Origin of the sequence: Polaribacter sp., from assembly GCF_049276715.1 — a bacterium.
In the GTDB taxonomy this organism is placed as follows: Bacteria; Bacteroidota; Bacteroidia; order Flavobacteriales; family Flavobacteriaceae; genus Polaribacter.
The window spans coordinates 256928-271054 of record NZ_JBASWY010000044.1 but is presented as its reverse complement, the minus strand read 5'-3'; the positions used below and the strand labels follow the sequence as shown (position 1 = coordinate 271054).

Annotated in this window: 15 protein-coding genes and 1 pseudogene; all 16 read left to right on the top strand. The window is 31.5% G+C overall.

What is annotated here, in order from left to right; translation table 11 throughout:
- Positions 1–554: 554 nt before the first annotated feature.
- The 16 genes and pseudogenes from WAO74_RS12140 (at position 555) to WAO74_RS12065 (ending at position 14121) form a co-directional block, all read left to right on the top strand.
- Positions 555–1487: a Gfo/Idh/MocA family protein gene (locus WAO74_RS12140; protein WP_422162483.1), complete on the top strand. Its 933-nt coding sequence runs from the start codon at positions 555–557 to the stop codon at positions 1485–1487.
- 75 nt (positions 1488–1562) lie between these two features.
- A pseudogene (locus WAO74_RS12135) lies at positions 1563–1706 on the top strand (GDP-mannose 4,6-dehydratase); the annotation flags it as partial.
- Between the two features lie 1771 nt (positions 1707–3477).
- On the top strand, positions 3478–3900 hold the full coding sequence (locus tag WAO74_RS12130) for an adenylyltransferase/cytidyltransferase family protein (RefSeq protein WP_422162482.1): 423 nt from the start codon (positions 3478–3480) through the stop codon (positions 3898–3900).
- A 4-nt stretch (positions 3901–3904) separates the two neighbouring features.
- Positions 3905–4336 (top strand): adenylyltransferase/cytidyltransferase family protein, encoded by a 432-nt coding sequence (locus WAO74_RS12125; RefSeq protein ID WP_422162480.1) that lies wholly within the window; start codon positions 3905–3907, stop codon positions 4334–4336.
- Positions 4337–4338: 2 nt separating this feature from the next.
- Positions 4339–5661 carry a UDP-glucose dehydrogenase family protein gene (locus tag WAO74_RS12120; protein WP_422162478.1) on the top strand — a complete coding sequence of 441 codons (1323 nt, stop codon included), beginning with the start codon at positions 4339–4341 and terminating at the stop codon, positions 5659–5661.
- 8 nt (positions 5662–5669) lie between these two features.
- Positions 5670–6617: a GDP-L-fucose synthase family protein gene (locus tag WAO74_RS12115; RefSeq protein ID WP_422162476.1), complete on the top strand. Its 948-nt coding sequence runs from the start codon at positions 5670–5672 to the stop codon at positions 6615–6617.
- Between the two features lie 226 nt (positions 6618–6843).
- Complete coding sequence (locus WAO74_RS12110; RefSeq protein ID WP_422162474.1) at positions 6844–7239, top strand: four helix bundle protein; 396 nt, start codon at positions 6844–6846, stop codon at positions 7237–7239.
- Between the two features lie 107 nt (positions 7240–7346).
- Positions 7347–8474, top strand: a complete 1128-nt coding sequence (gmd, locus tag WAO74_RS12105) for a GDP-mannose 4,6-dehydratase (protein ID WP_422162472.1) — start codon at positions 7347–7349, stop codon at positions 8472–8474.
- 104 nt (positions 8475–8578) lie between these two features.
- A complete protein-coding gene (gene rfbB, locus WAO74_RS12100) occupies positions 8579–9634 on the top strand; it encodes a dTDP-glucose 4,6-dehydratase (RefSeq protein WP_422162470.1) in 1056 nt (351 codons plus the stop codon).
- Positions 9631–10494, top strand: coding sequence for a glucose-1-phosphate thymidylyltransferase RfbA (gene rfbA, locus WAO74_RS12095; protein ID WP_422162468.1), 864 nt, complete (start codon positions 9631–9633; stop codon positions 10492–10494). Before rfbB ends, rfbA begins: the two co-directional genes overlap by 4 nt.
- On the top strand, positions 10494–10904 hold the full coding sequence (locus tag WAO74_RS12090; RefSeq protein WP_422162466.1) for a sugar 3,4-ketoisomerase: 411 nt from the start codon (positions 10494–10496) through the stop codon (positions 10902–10904). The genes rfbA and WAO74_RS12090 overlap by 1 nt, the downstream gene beginning before the upstream one ends.
- The gene (locus tag WAO74_RS12085; RefSeq protein ID WP_422162465.1) at positions 10891–11313 is read left to right on the top strand and encodes a sugar 3,4-ketoisomerase; all 423 of its coding nucleotides are present in this window, start codon (positions 10891–10893) and stop codon (positions 11311–11313) included. Before WAO74_RS12090 ends, WAO74_RS12085 begins: the two co-directional genes overlap by 14 nt.
- Positions 11310–12122 (top strand): aldolase/citrate lyase family protein, encoded by an 813-nt coding sequence (locus WAO74_RS12080; protein ID WP_422162464.1) that lies wholly within the window; start codon positions 11310–11312, stop codon positions 12120–12122. Before WAO74_RS12085 ends, WAO74_RS12080 begins: the two co-directional genes overlap by 4 nt.
- Positions 12119–12580 carry a MaoC family dehydratase gene (locus WAO74_RS12075; protein WP_422162462.1) on the top strand — a complete coding sequence of 154 codons (462 nt, stop codon included), beginning with the start codon at positions 12119–12121 and terminating at the stop codon, positions 12578–12580. The genes WAO74_RS12080 and WAO74_RS12075 overlap by 4 nt, the downstream gene beginning before the upstream one ends.
- Entirely contained in the window at positions 12573–13463 is an 891-nt protein-coding gene (locus WAO74_RS12070; protein ID WP_422162461.1) for an HpcH/HpaI aldolase/citrate lyase family protein, read from the top strand. The genes WAO74_RS12075 and WAO74_RS12070 overlap by 8 nt, the downstream gene beginning before the upstream one ends.
- Positions 13456–14121, top strand: a complete 666-nt coding sequence (locus WAO74_RS12065) for a hypothetical protein (protein WP_422162459.1) — start codon at positions 13456–13458, stop codon at positions 14119–14121. Before WAO74_RS12070 ends, WAO74_RS12065 begins: the two co-directional genes overlap by 8 nt.
- Positions 14122–14127: the final 6 nt, after the last annotated feature.

The following is a 14127-nucleotide window of genomic DNA, read 5'->3' as shown; positions in this document are numbered from 1 at the left end:
CCCGACCTATTTTATTTTTTGTTAGAATTCAATTTTTATGAAACGGCAAGCGCCCAAAGCTTGTCCTCAACTTGATTGGGGAACTAAATAATAAGTCTGGACGCGATAGTGAAATAGAAATTAGAATTGTAAAAAAATAAAAGTAAGTCTTGATTTTTTGAATACATCCTGAGCAAAGACGAAGGGTTTATCAAGCAAAAAGTATTAATATAAAAAAAAGAACTTACCTGCAGTAGATTACGGTAAAAATAATTTGGGTATTCTATATTAAAAGATTGCTTTAGTTATTCCTCTTTTGAAATGACCTGTTCTTTTTATGGTAACTCCAAATTTTAATAATTAAATTCTTACACCTCATAAAGATCATTTTTTTGTAAATTCGCTCTTTTAAATTAATTGCATTTTTAAATGGACACTATAAAGATTGACTTTTATAGTTTACCGTCCATCATAAAATGTCTATCATAAAATGTTCACCATAAAACGAACAACAGCAAGTCTCGAATTTACTTCGGGAAACACCGAAGAACGAACAACGAACAACGAAAAAAAATATGAAAAACTTCGCATTAATAGGAGCTGCAGGTTATATCGCACCAAGACATTTAAGGGCGATAAAAGATACAAACAATACTCTTTTAGCAGCGTTAGATAAATTTGATAGTGTGGGTGTGATGGATAGTTATTTTCCAAACGCTAATTTTTTTGTGGAGTTTGAGCGTTTTGATCGGCACATAGAAAAGTTAAAAAGAAACGGAACACATCTCGATTATGTAAGTATTTGCACACCCAATTATTTGCACGATGCCCATATAAGAATGGCTTTAAGAAGTGGTGCAGATGCCATTTGCGAAAAACCGCTCGTTTTAAACCCCTGGAATGTGGATGCTTTGGCTGATATTGAGAGAGAATCTGGGAAAAAAATTCATACGATTTTACAATTGCGTTTGCATCCAAGTATCATCGCTTTAAAAAAGAAGATGGATGCAGAAAAGAGAAACACAAAGTATGAGGTAGATTTGACCTACATCACCTCAAGAGGAAAATGGTACGATATTTCTTGGAAAGGAGATGAAAGCAAATCAGGAGGAATTGCAACAAATATTGGAATCCATTTTTTTGATATGTTGTCTTGGATTTTTGGTGCGGTACAAGAGAATATAGTTCATGTAAGAGAAAAAGACAGGGCTGCAGGCTATTTAGAATTTGAAAAGGCAAGAGTTCGTTGGTTTTTATCCATTGATGAAAATGCGCTCCCAAATTTTATTAAAGAAAAAGGACAAAGAACTTTTAGGTCTATAAATATTGATAACGTTGAGTTGGAGTTTAGTGATGGATTTACAGATTTACATACCAAAAGTTACCAAGAAATCTTAAAAGGAAATGGTTTTGGGTTGAATGATTCGAGCACTTCCATCCAAATTGTGCATGATATTCGGAATCAAGAAAAAGTGAATGTAGGCGAAAAGCATGCCTTCATCCTATAAGGGGTTTGTTGTAGGTTTTGGCTTTGGTCAGAATTGGAATAGAATACTAAATTTGAGGCGTTAGAAATACTACATATGAAAATAGTAATCACAGGAGGTGCTGGTTTTATTGGGGAGCATGTAGTTCGTGTATTCGTCAAAAAATATCCAAAATATCAGATTTTTAATTTGGACAGTTTAACCTATGCAGGGAACTTAGAAAATGTAAAAGAGCTAGATGTAAGCTTCGTACCATTCGCTTGCGGTATTCCATTCGTAGTGCTGCGCACCGCACTTCCATGCGAACGCTCCTTATTTCTTGTGTTTTCGAGAAACTACATTACCATTATTTTTAAATCTAAAATCCTTAACTACATCTATATTCCAAACTGACATACTTTTAATTTTCTTAGAAATTCAAAAGATATGGAAAGGCTAAGCACCCAAAGAGCTTGCGTTCTGGGTGCGATAGTGTAATGTCTTTTAGAATTCAAGTAAATTAAAATAAGTCTAGATTTTTTTGGTCGAAGCCTGTGCTGAACTAGATTCAGTATTCATCAATGGAAAAAAGTAAAGAAGAAGTTAGTTTCATCTTTTGCCTTGATAAATTCCAAAACTAATTTCGGACTGAAGTGAAAGGTAGTAGATAAAAAATATTTTTCATCTTTTGCCTTGTTGCAAAAGAGACAAAAAAACATGAGAAACCCTATGAAATTGCTTCGCAGCATTCACTTACCGTATGCCATTCGTAGCGCTGCGCACCGCACTTCCAGTTGGCTTCGCCAGATAGATGCCTTCGAATGAAATTTTATTTCATTCTCGGTAGCGCTTATTATTTCTTGGGTTCTCATAGGATTACTATACGATTTAGGAAAGTTGGACTTATTATTTGTAACTATATTTAATAAACACAGGTAATCGACCTATTTTATTTTTTGTTAGAATTCAATTTTTATGTAACGGTAAGCGTCCAAATAGCTTGCGGTCTGGACGCGATAGTGGAATAGAAATTAGAATTGTAAAAAAATAAAAGAAAGTCTTGATTTTTTGAATACATCCTGAGCAAAGACGAAGGGTTGATCAAGCAAAAAGTATTAGAATAAAAAAATAGACCTCTCTTTTGCCTTGTTGCACTTCGAACGTAAGTTCGGACGAAAGCAAAAAAAACAAGAGAAACCCTATGAAATTGCTGCGCACCATTCGCTAGCTGTATTCCATGCGTAGTGCTGCACACATCACTTCCATAAGAACGCTTATTATTACTTGTGTTCTCGGGGAAAACTGTAAAATTTCGTAATATTGAATCATTATTTGTAACTATTTTTAATTAACTCAGGTTTTTGACCTATTTTATTTTGTGTAAAAATTCAAGAGATATGTAATGGCTAAGTGTCCAAAGAGTGCAACGGTCTGGACACGATAGTGTAATAGCTTGTAGAATTTAAGCAAAATAAAAGTGAGTCTTGATTTTTTGAATACTTTTTTATCAAGCAAAAAGTGTTAGCATTAAAAAATATACCTCTCTTTTGCCTTGTTGCAAAAGAGACAAAAGAACAAGAGGAACCCTATGAAATTGCTTCGCACCATTCGCTAGCCGTATTCCATGCGTAGTGCTGCGCACCGCACTTCCATACAACCGCTCCTTATTTCTTGGGTTCTCGGGGAAGAACTAAACCCTATATCAAGTCCAATCAATTTTGACTAAGCCTGCACCGAATTTGTTGAGGTAACCTTTAGGAGAGATCTCATTAAACAATCATTGCTGTCAATTCGAGTGGTTTTCTGATCGTAGGAAGAAAATTGTATCGAGAATCATAACTTTTACGATAAAACTAGTTTTAAGGTTTGTAAGAAATTTCAAGAAATTAAAGTTTTGATTTACTAGGCTACAGGCGACCAATTAATATTGTTCATCAAATTAGAAATAATTGATGACACATAAAAGAGGAAAAACATCCTTTGGGCAGTTCAAAATAATGCATATCTTTGCAGTAAATTAATAAAATACAAAATGAAGAAGAAAGCAATAATTGTTTCGGGTTATTTTAATCCAATTCATAAAGGACATTTAGAGTACTTCAATAATGCCAAAGCTTTAGCAGATGAACTTTTTGTAATTGTTAACAATGATGTTCAGAGAGGTTTAAAAGGGTCTAAAGAATTTCAAAAAGAAGACGAACGTTTATTTATTGTGCAAAATATAAAAGCTGTTAATAAGGCTTTTTTATCTATAGATAATGATAGAACAGTCTGCGCATCCATTAAAGAGATATACCAACAATTTCATAAAGAGTATGACCTTGGTTTTGCCAATGGAGGAGACCAAAACAACAATTCCATTCCAGAAGTTCCGGTTTGTGAAGAATTGGGTATAGAGCTTATTGATGGTTTAGGTGAGAAGATACAGTCATCTTCTTGGTTACTGAAAAAATAGTTTTATGAAAGTAGGAATTACGTTTAGTTCTTTTGATCATTTTCATAAAGGTCATGTAAAAATGTTAGAAGAAGCAAAGCTGTATTGCGATTATTTAATATGCGGTTTACAAACAGATCCTACTATAGATAGACCTGAAAACAACAGGCCAGTTCAATCAGTCGTGGAACGTTACGTGCAATTAAATAGCTGTAAGTTTGTAGACGAAATTGTACCTTATGCTACAGAACAAGATTTAGAAGATGTTCTACGTTCTTTTAAAATAGATTTGCGAATTATAGGTGATGAGTATGCCAATAAGAATTTTATAGGTAGACAGTATTGTGAAGAGATAGGAATTAAATTTCATTTCAATAAAAGAGATCATCGTTTTTCTAGTTCTGGCTTGCGTAGAGAAGTACAAGAAAAAGAAAATTTAAAATTAAACGATAAGTAAGTATGAATATCGCTGTCATAGGATCAGGATACGTGGGATTAGTATCTGGAACTTGTTTTGCAGAAATGGGAAACCATGTAACTTGTGTTGATATAGACCCTGTAAAAATAGAAAAATTAAATAAAGGAATTATCCCAATTTTTGAACCAGGCTTAGAGGCTATGGTTTTAAAAAATGTAAAAAATAAAACTTTAGACTTTACCACAAACCTTTCAGAAGCAATTTCAAATGCAAAAATTGTATTTATTGCTGTTGGAACTCCTATGGGAGATGATGGTTCTGCTGATTTGCAATATGTGTTGGCTGTTGCCAAATCAATTGGGGAATCTATGACCAAAGAATTGGTGATTGTTGATAAATCTACGGTTCCAATTGGAACTGCAGATAAAGTAAAAGCAACAATTCAAAATGAATTAGACAAAAGAGATGTAAATATTCAATTTCACGTTGTTTCAAATCCTGAATTTTTAAAAGAAGGAGCCGCAATAGATGATTTTATGAAACCAGATAGAGTGGTAATTGGAGCAGATTCAAACTACGCTTTTGATGTCATGAAACAGTTATATTCTCCATTTTTTAGAACACATGATCGTTTTATAACGATGGATATTCGCTCTGCAGAAATGACTAAATATGCTGCAAATGCAATGTTAGCCACTAAAATTTCTTTTATGAATGAAATAGCCAATATTTGTGAAAGAGTAGGTGCAGATGCAAACCAAGTAAGAATAGGTATAGGTTCAGACAAAAGAATTGGATATAGTTTTATTTATCCAGGAGCAGGCTATGGTGGTTCTTGTTTTCCAAAAGATGTGAAGGCATTAAAGAAAATTGCTGAGGAAAATGGTTACAAAGCCAATTTAATAACTTCTGTTGAAGATGTTAATGATGCACAAAAACTAGTGATCGCTAATAAAGTGATTGCAAGGTTTGGAGAAAACTTAGAAGGTAAAACGTTTGCTTTGTGGGGGTTAGCGTTTAAACCGGGTACAGATGATATGCGTGAAGCTCCAGCAATTTATGTTGTAAAAGAGTTAGTAAAAAGAGGAGCTAAGGTAAAAGCTTATGATCCAAAAGCGATAGAAGAAGCAAAAGAATTTTATTTAAAAGACATTCATAATATTGAGTATTTTGAATCTAAATATGAAGTTTTAAAAGACGCAGATGCATTAATTTTATTAACAGAATGGAAAGAGTTTAGATCTCCAGATTTCGAAGAATTAAAAGTTCAATTAAATCAGCCAATTGTTTTCGATGGACGAAACCAATACAATGCCTTTAATTTAGAAGAAAAAGGATTTGAATATTTTCAAATAGGGAAATAAAAACACTTATGGATACATCAACAAAAATATATATTGCAGGTCATAGAGGAATGGTAGGTTCTGCTGTTTGGAGAGCATTAGAAAAAAAAGGATATACGAATTTAATTGGTAAAAAAAGTAAAGACTTAGATTTAAGAAATCAACAAGAAGTATTCGGTTTTTTAAAAAATGAAAATCCAGATGTAATTATTGATGCAGCTGCAAGAGTTGGTGGTATTTTAGCGAATAATGATTTTCCTTATCAATTTTTGATGGAAAATATGCAAATTCAAAATAATTTAATAGATGGAGCCTTGAAAACAGGAATCGAAAAATTTATTTTTTTAGGAAGTTCTTGTATTTATCCTAAATTTGCTCCACAACCCTTAAAAGAAGAATATTTATTAACAGATAGTTTAGAGCCCACAAATGAGTGGTATGCCATTGCAAAAATTACAGGGGTAAAAACGTGTCAAGCAATTAGGAAACAGTATAATAAAGACTATGTGAGTTTAATGCCGACCAATTTATATGGTTATTTTGATAATTTCGATTTACAAACATCGCACGTGTTGCCAGCCATGATTCGCAAGTTCCACGAAGCTAAATTGAATAATGCCCCTGTAAAACTATGGGGAAGTGGCACACCAATGAGAGAATTTTTATTTGTGGATGATATGGCAGAAGCAGTTGTATACGCTTTAGAAAATAGGTTACCAGAATACTTGTATAATGTTGGTTCAGGAAAAGATATCACCATCAAAGAATTAGCAGAAACCATTCAAAATGCAGTTGGACACAAAGGAGAAATTATTTGGGATGCAAACAAGCCAGATGGAACACCAAGAAAATTAATGGATGTTTCCAAAATGAAAGAAATGGGTTGGGAATACACAACAGAATTACAAGAAGGAATTGAGAAAACATACGCTTGGTTTTTAGAAAATATTGAGGATATTAAGGAAGTTAAAATGTAGTGTAAGTGTTTATAAGTTTAGGGTTTAGATGTTTAGGGGGGTTAACAATTAAGAAGTTCATTGATAACCATATAAACTGTTTAAGGTTTAGAGGTTAGGGTTTAGGTGTTTAGGTGTGCGATTGATAAGAATTAAGAAGTTCATTGATAACCATTTAAACAAATAACCAATTAAACTGTTTAAGCATTTAAACGATAGAATAGAAATAAATAAAATACTAATAAATTTGAGTTATAAAATATATTCATTTGAGAAACTAGATGTATATCAATTAGCACGAAAATTTAAAATAGATATAAAGAAAATGAGTTCATTATTTCCAAAGCAGGAACGTTTTGATTTAGTTAGCCAGATGAATAGAGCTTCCGCAAGTATTTCAGCTAATTTAGCTGAGGGTTCTGGGAGGTCTTCTAATTTTGACCAAGCACATTTCACAAATATCTCCTATGCATCAGGTTTAGAAATAATAGATCATCTGAATACTGCGCTTGACTTAAACTATATAAAGAAAGAGGAGTATGAGCTAACGAGGATAAAGTTAGATGCCATTTTAGGTAAGCTAAATGCATTATATAAATATCAATTAAGGAATACAAATACCTTAAAGAAGAAATTGAATTAGGTAAATTTTTTATTTGTTTATGTTTATTACTAAGTTTATTAAGATCATAACCAATTAACCAATTAACCAATTAAACTTTTAAACGGTTTAAAAACGAACAACAAACTATGAAAGTAGCATTAATCACAGGAATTACAGGACAAGATGGTTCTTACTTAGCGGAGTTATTATTAGAAAAGGGCTATGAAGTTCATGGTATTAAAAGAAGATCATCTTTATTTAATACAGATAGAATAGACCACTTATACCAAGATCCTCATGATCCAAATCAACGATTAAAATTACATTATGGTGATTTGACAGACTCTATGAATTTAACTCGAATTATTCAAGAATGTCAGCCAGATGAAATTTATAATTTGGGTGCCATGTCTCATGTGAAGGTTTCCTTTGATACACCAGAGTACGTTGGTAATGTTGATGGATTAGGAACTTTACGAATTTTAGAAGCGGTAAGAATTTTAGGATTAGAAAATAAAACAAGAATTTATCAAGCTTCTACTTCAGAATTATATGGAGGATTGCCAGAAAATAAAAACGAAAGAGGTTTTTATGATGAAAACTCTCCATTTTACCCAAGATCTCCATATGGAGTTGCTAAAATTTACGGTTTTTGGATTACTAAAAACTATCGTGAAGCGTATAATATGTTTGCTTGTAATGGTATTTTATTCAATCACGAATCACCAAGAAGAGGTGAGACTTTTGTAACCAGAAAAATTACACGTGCAGTAGCAAAAATCGCTTTAGGTTTACAAGAAAAAGTATTTCTAGGAAACTTAGAAGCAAAACGAGATTGGGGTCACGCAAAAGATTACGTTCGCATGATGTGGATGATTTTACAAGCCGAAAAACCAGAAGATTGGGTAATTGCTACTGGAGTTACTACAACAGTAAGAGATTTTGTACGTATGGCTTTTAGCGAAGTGGGTATTGAATTAGAATTTAAAGGAGAGGGTGTTGATGAAAAAGCATACGTAACTGCATGCAATCTTAAAGATTTTCAAATAGAAATAGGCAAAGAAGTGTTGTCTATAGATCCTTCTTATTTTCGCCCAACAGAAGTAGATTTATTAATTGGAGACCCTACCAAAGCAAAAGAACAATTAGGTTGGGTTCCAGAACATGATTTGGCTTCTTTAGTAAAAGATATGATGAAAAGTGATGTGGCATTAATGAAAAAAGATGTTGTTTTATTAAAAGCAGGTCATGAGATTTTGAAACAGGCTGAGTAAAAGTTATGCTACAATCTTAAATTAATAATAAAAGAAATGCTTAAAAAATATTGGTTAATTGCATTTGTTTAAAGTAATAAGACAATAAAAGAAAGAATTTAAAAATGAATAAAGTATTAATTACTGGTGGTGCAGGTTTTATTGGGTCGCATGTTGTAAGATTGTTTGTCAATAAATATTCTGATTATGAAATTTATAATTTAGATGCTTTGACTTATGCTGGGAATTTAGAGAACATTACAGATTTAGAGTCTAAACCTAATTATCATTTTATAAAAGGAGACATTACAAACGAGTCATTTATTGAAGACTTTTTTCAAAAACATCAATTTGATGCTGTAATTCATCTTGCAGCAGAATCTCACGTAGATAGATCTATTTCAGATCCATTAGCGTTTGCTAAAACAAATATTTTGGGGACAATGATTTTGTTAAATGCTTTTAAAAAGTTATGGCAAGACAATTGGAGTAACAAGTTGTTCTATCATGTAAGTACAGATGAAGTGTATGGAACTTTAGGGGAAACTGGCCTTTTTACCGAAACGACTTCTTATGATCCTAATTCTCCTTATTCCGCTTCAAAAGCAAGTTCAGATCATTTTGTAAGATCTTATGGAGAAACCTACGGCATGCCATTTGTAATTAGTAATTGCTCTAATAATTACGGAGCGAATCAATTTCCAGAAAAATTGATACCATTATTTATTAATAATATTATTAATAACAAATCATTACCAGTATATGGAGATGGAAAATATACACGTGATTGGTTATTTGTTAATGATCATGCAAGTGCCATAGATTTGGTTTTTCATAAGGGGAAGAATAAGCAGACCTATAATATTGGAGGGTTTAATGAATGGCAGAATATAGATTTGATAAAATTATTATGCTCGCAAATGGATGAAAAATTAGAAAGAGAAAAAGGGGAAAGTGAAGAGTTAATAACGTATGTAAAGGATAGACCAGGCCATGATTTGCGTTATGCCATAGATGCTACTAAAATAAATAAAGAATTAGGGTGGAAACCATCTGTAACTTTTGAAGAAGGATTATCAAAAACAATTGATTGGTATTTAAAGAACCAAGTTTGGTTAAACAATATCATCAACGGAGAGTATCAAAATTATTATAATAAACAATACAACTTAACGTCATGAAAGGAATAATTTTAGCTGGAGGTTCAGGAACTAGACTATATCCGTTAACAATAGCGGTAAGTAAGCAACTTTTACCTGTTTACGATAAGCCAATGATTTATTACCCCTTATCTGTTTTAATGTTAGCAGGAATTAGAGAGATTTTAATTATAACTACTCCACATGATCAAGAAGCATTTGTAAAACTTTTGGGAGATGGTTCTCAAGTAGGTTGTAACTTTGAATATGCTATTCAACCAGAACCAAATGGGTTAGCAGAAGCATTTATTATTGGAGAAGATTTTATTGGAAAAGATAAAGTGGCACTTGTTTTAGGGGATAATGTTTTTTACGGAAGTGGTTTTGGAGCCTTGTTAAGAAGTAAGACAAATATTGAAGGAGCTTCAGTATTTGCTTATCCAGTTAATGATCCAGAACGATATGGTGTTGTTGAATTTGATAAAAATAAAAAAGTAGTAAGTATTGAAGAGAAGCCAAAAAAACCCAAATCTTCTTTTGCAGTGCCAGGTCTCTATTTTTATGATAATAAAGTTGTGGAGTTCGCAAAAAAAGTGAAACCATCAGCTAGAGGAGAAAAGGAGATTACCACTTTAAATCAAATGTATTTAGATCAGGGTCAGTTAGAAGTAGGCTTAATGACCAGAGGAATGGCTTGGTTAGATACTGGGACAGTAGATTCCATGGATTCAGCAACAGAGTTTGTAAGGGTGTTAGAAAAAAGGACAGATAAAAAAATAGCTTGTTTAGAAGAAATAGCCTATTTGCATGGTTTTATTAATAAAGAACAAGCACTATTTGCAGCTGAAAAGTACGGAAAAAGTGGCTATGGAGAATACATTAAAAAAATAATTTCAGAATAATGATGGAAGGTGTAAGATTAATTAATCTTCCAAAGATTATAGATCCAAGGGGTAATTTAAGTTTTTTCGAAAATGAAAATCAAATTCCTTTTAAAATTAAAAGATCTTATTGGATATATGATGTTCCTGGAGGACAAGTTAGAGGAGGACATGCTTTTAAAGAGTCACAAGAATTTATAATAGCTTTATCAGGTAGTTTTGATGTTGTATTACATAATGGTGTTTCTGAAAAGAGAATTAATCTTAATAGGTCTTATTACGGTTTATATGTACCAAAACTATTATGGCGTAGTTTAGAGAATTTTTCAACAAATGCGTTAGCTTTAATCGTTTCGTCTGTCGCTTATAGCCCATCGGATTATATTAGAGATTTTAAAGACTTTAAAACAATTAAAAATGCTAATAAATAAAAACACAGTTTTTGATTGTTCAATAATTGATATTTCTAAAATTCATAACAAAGCAGGTAACATTACTGTCGTTGAGAATGACGTAAATTTACCTTTTGATGTTAAAAGAATTTATTATTTGTATGATGTTCCTGGAGGTGAGTCTAGAGGGGGGCATGCACATTATGAATTAGAACAATATATAATTGCAGCAAGTGGAAGTTTTGATGTGATTTTAGATGATGCAGTTAATAAAAGAAGAGTAACATTGAATAGACCATATATGGCACTTCATATTGTGCCAGGTCTATGGAGAGAGTTATTTAATTTCTCATCGGGATCTATAACTATGGTTTTAGGGTCACAGGTTTATAATGAGAAAGATTATATCAGAAATTACAATGATTTTTTAAAATACAGAGGAGAATGATAGAAACTTTTTTCTTTATCCCTGCAGATAAAATTAGATTTATAAATAAATTACCTGAAATAAATGCTAGTAATTTTATTTTAGACTTCGAAGATTCAATTAAATCATCCAATTTAAGTGTTGCTTTAAAAAATATTACTAATATTAAAAATATTGAAAATTTTTGGGCAAGACCAACTCTATTTAATACCAATAATGATTTAGATTTAAACTTAATTAAAAATTTAATTGATTTAGGAATTAAAAAAATAATAATCCCTAAAATTTTTAATAGAAGCCACCTAAAGGCAATCTCAGAAATAAAAGGAATAAAAAAATGTGAATTTATATTGCTAATCGAAAGTGCAAAAGCTTTTAACAATGTAGATAAATTATTAACTTTTAAAAAGATAAATATAAAAGGATTAGTTTTAGGAAGTCATGATTTTGTAAGTGATCTAGGAATGAAATATAATGTTGAAGATTTAAAATATTTTAGACAAACATTATTAATTAAAGCTAAAGCTTATCATATAAAACCAATTGATATTGCTTCAATGGAAATTAAGAATAATTTAGAGTTCAAAGAAGAGGTTTTATCAGGTTTTAATATGGGGTATAGGGCAAAAATGATTTTACACCCTTCTCAGTTAGAGTTACTTGACGAGATTTCTTTTTTTAATAATGATGAGACTTTGTTTGCTAGAAAAGTTATTAAAAAATATCCAAATCTTTCAGACGAAATAGAAGCTGTAAATTTTGAGGGAAGAATTTTAGAAAGACCTCACATAAAAAGAATTTTAGAAATATTAAGATATGATGATAGATGAAAGCAAGTAATTTAGGTAATTTTTATGAGTTTTTTGTGGTTGGAGAGGTGATACAACATGAACTTTCTAAAACAATTTTTGAAAGTGATAATAATTTGTTTAGTCTATTGACTATGAACCATCACCCTGTACATACTAATTTAGATTTTTGTGAGAAGGTACATCAGCACGGTAAAGTTTTAGTGGTTGGAACATTAGTTTTAAGTATAGTAGTTGGAATGACAGTACCGGACATTAGTGGGCATGCCATTGCAAATTTAGGTTACGAAGAAGTAAAACATCTTGCCCCAGTTTTTATTAACGATACCATATACTGTAAAACAACAATTATAGATAAGTGGGAAACTTCAAAAAAAAATAGAGGAATTGTATATGTAGAAACAATTGCAAGAAATCAGAATAATGTAGATGTTTTATCCTTTAAACGTAAAGTTTTAATAAAAAAAGAAAATGAGTAAAGAATTCTTATTAAGAAGTTTAATGTTTGTGCCAGGACACAACACTAAATTATTAGAAAAAGCATCTACAACAGATGCAGATGTGCTGCTATTAGATATAGAAGATTCTGTGCAGCCAAATAGTAATAAACAAATTGCTAGAAATTTAATTTTGGAAAAAATTGAAAGTGAATCGTATAGTAAATTCCATGTTTTTCCAAGAATAAATGATAGAGAAAGTGGAGAATTATTAAAGGATTTAATACAATTAACAGTCAAAGGTGTGGATGGATTTATGTATCCTAAATCTGCCAAAAGAGAAGATGTTTATTTTATTGATAAATTATTAGAAACCATAGAATACGAAAAAGGTTTTGAAATAGGAACCTTTAAACTAATTCCCTTAATTGAAACTGCTGCTGCCGTTTTAAATGCTCAAGAAATAGCAAATGCATCACCAAGAGTAGTTGGTATAGCTTTTGGTTGCGAAGATTATATTACAGATTTAGGAGGTATTCATGATAATGATGAAGAAAGCCTGACAGTACCTAGAAATATGATTGCAATGGCAGCTAGAGCCGCTAAAGTGGTACCAATAGATACTGTTCACATTAAAGTACATGATTTAGAGCATTTAGAAATGAATTTAAAGATTTCAAAGATGCTAGGTTTCGAAGGTATGTTAGTTTTAAACCCGAAAGAAATACCGTTAGTACATCAATATTTTTCTCCAAGTGAAAAACAAGTTGAAGATAGTAAAAAAATGTTAGAATTATCTGAATTAGCTGAAGCTAATGACCAAGGTGTTGCAATCATGAATGGTAAATTTATTGGTCCTCCAATGGTTAAATTTGCCAAAAAAATATTGGAATTTAATAATTTAATTTTGAGAAAAAATGTCTAAAAAAGTTGTTATTATCGGTGGTGAAGGTAACGGAGGTGTTATTGCTGCCTGTATAGAAGATAATAGAAAAAGATTTAACAATTTAGAATACGAAGTAGCGGGTTTTATTAATGATTTTGAAATTGGTGGAAGGGTAAATAATTACCCAGTACTTGGAGGTACTAATGATATTGAAAAACTTTTAAAAGAAGACTATTACTTTATGTATGCCATTCATATGATTGGAAGAAATGTGAAAAGTGAAGAGGTTTTTTTAAAAATAAATATTCCTAAAGAAAGGTACGCTACTATAGTACATGAAACAGCTTTTATCTCGGATAATGCAACCTTAGAACCTGGTGTTTTTATTATGTCTAATTGTTATGTTGGACCAAAAGCTCATATTGGGCAATGTACTTTAATGATGGCAAATTCCATAATAGGTCATGATACAAAAGTAGGTATGCTCTGTCATTTCTCTGTAGGTGCTATTGTTAGTTCGTATGTAAATATTGGTAAGGTTTCAGATGTAACCTTAGGAGCAAGAGTTTTAGAGAAAGTATCTTTAGGTAATTACTCAATTGCTGGTGCAAGTAGTTTAGTTACAAAAGATATACCAGATATGGAGATTCATGTTGGAGTTCCTGCTAAATATATTAAAAAAGTTAGATTAGATTAAATACTT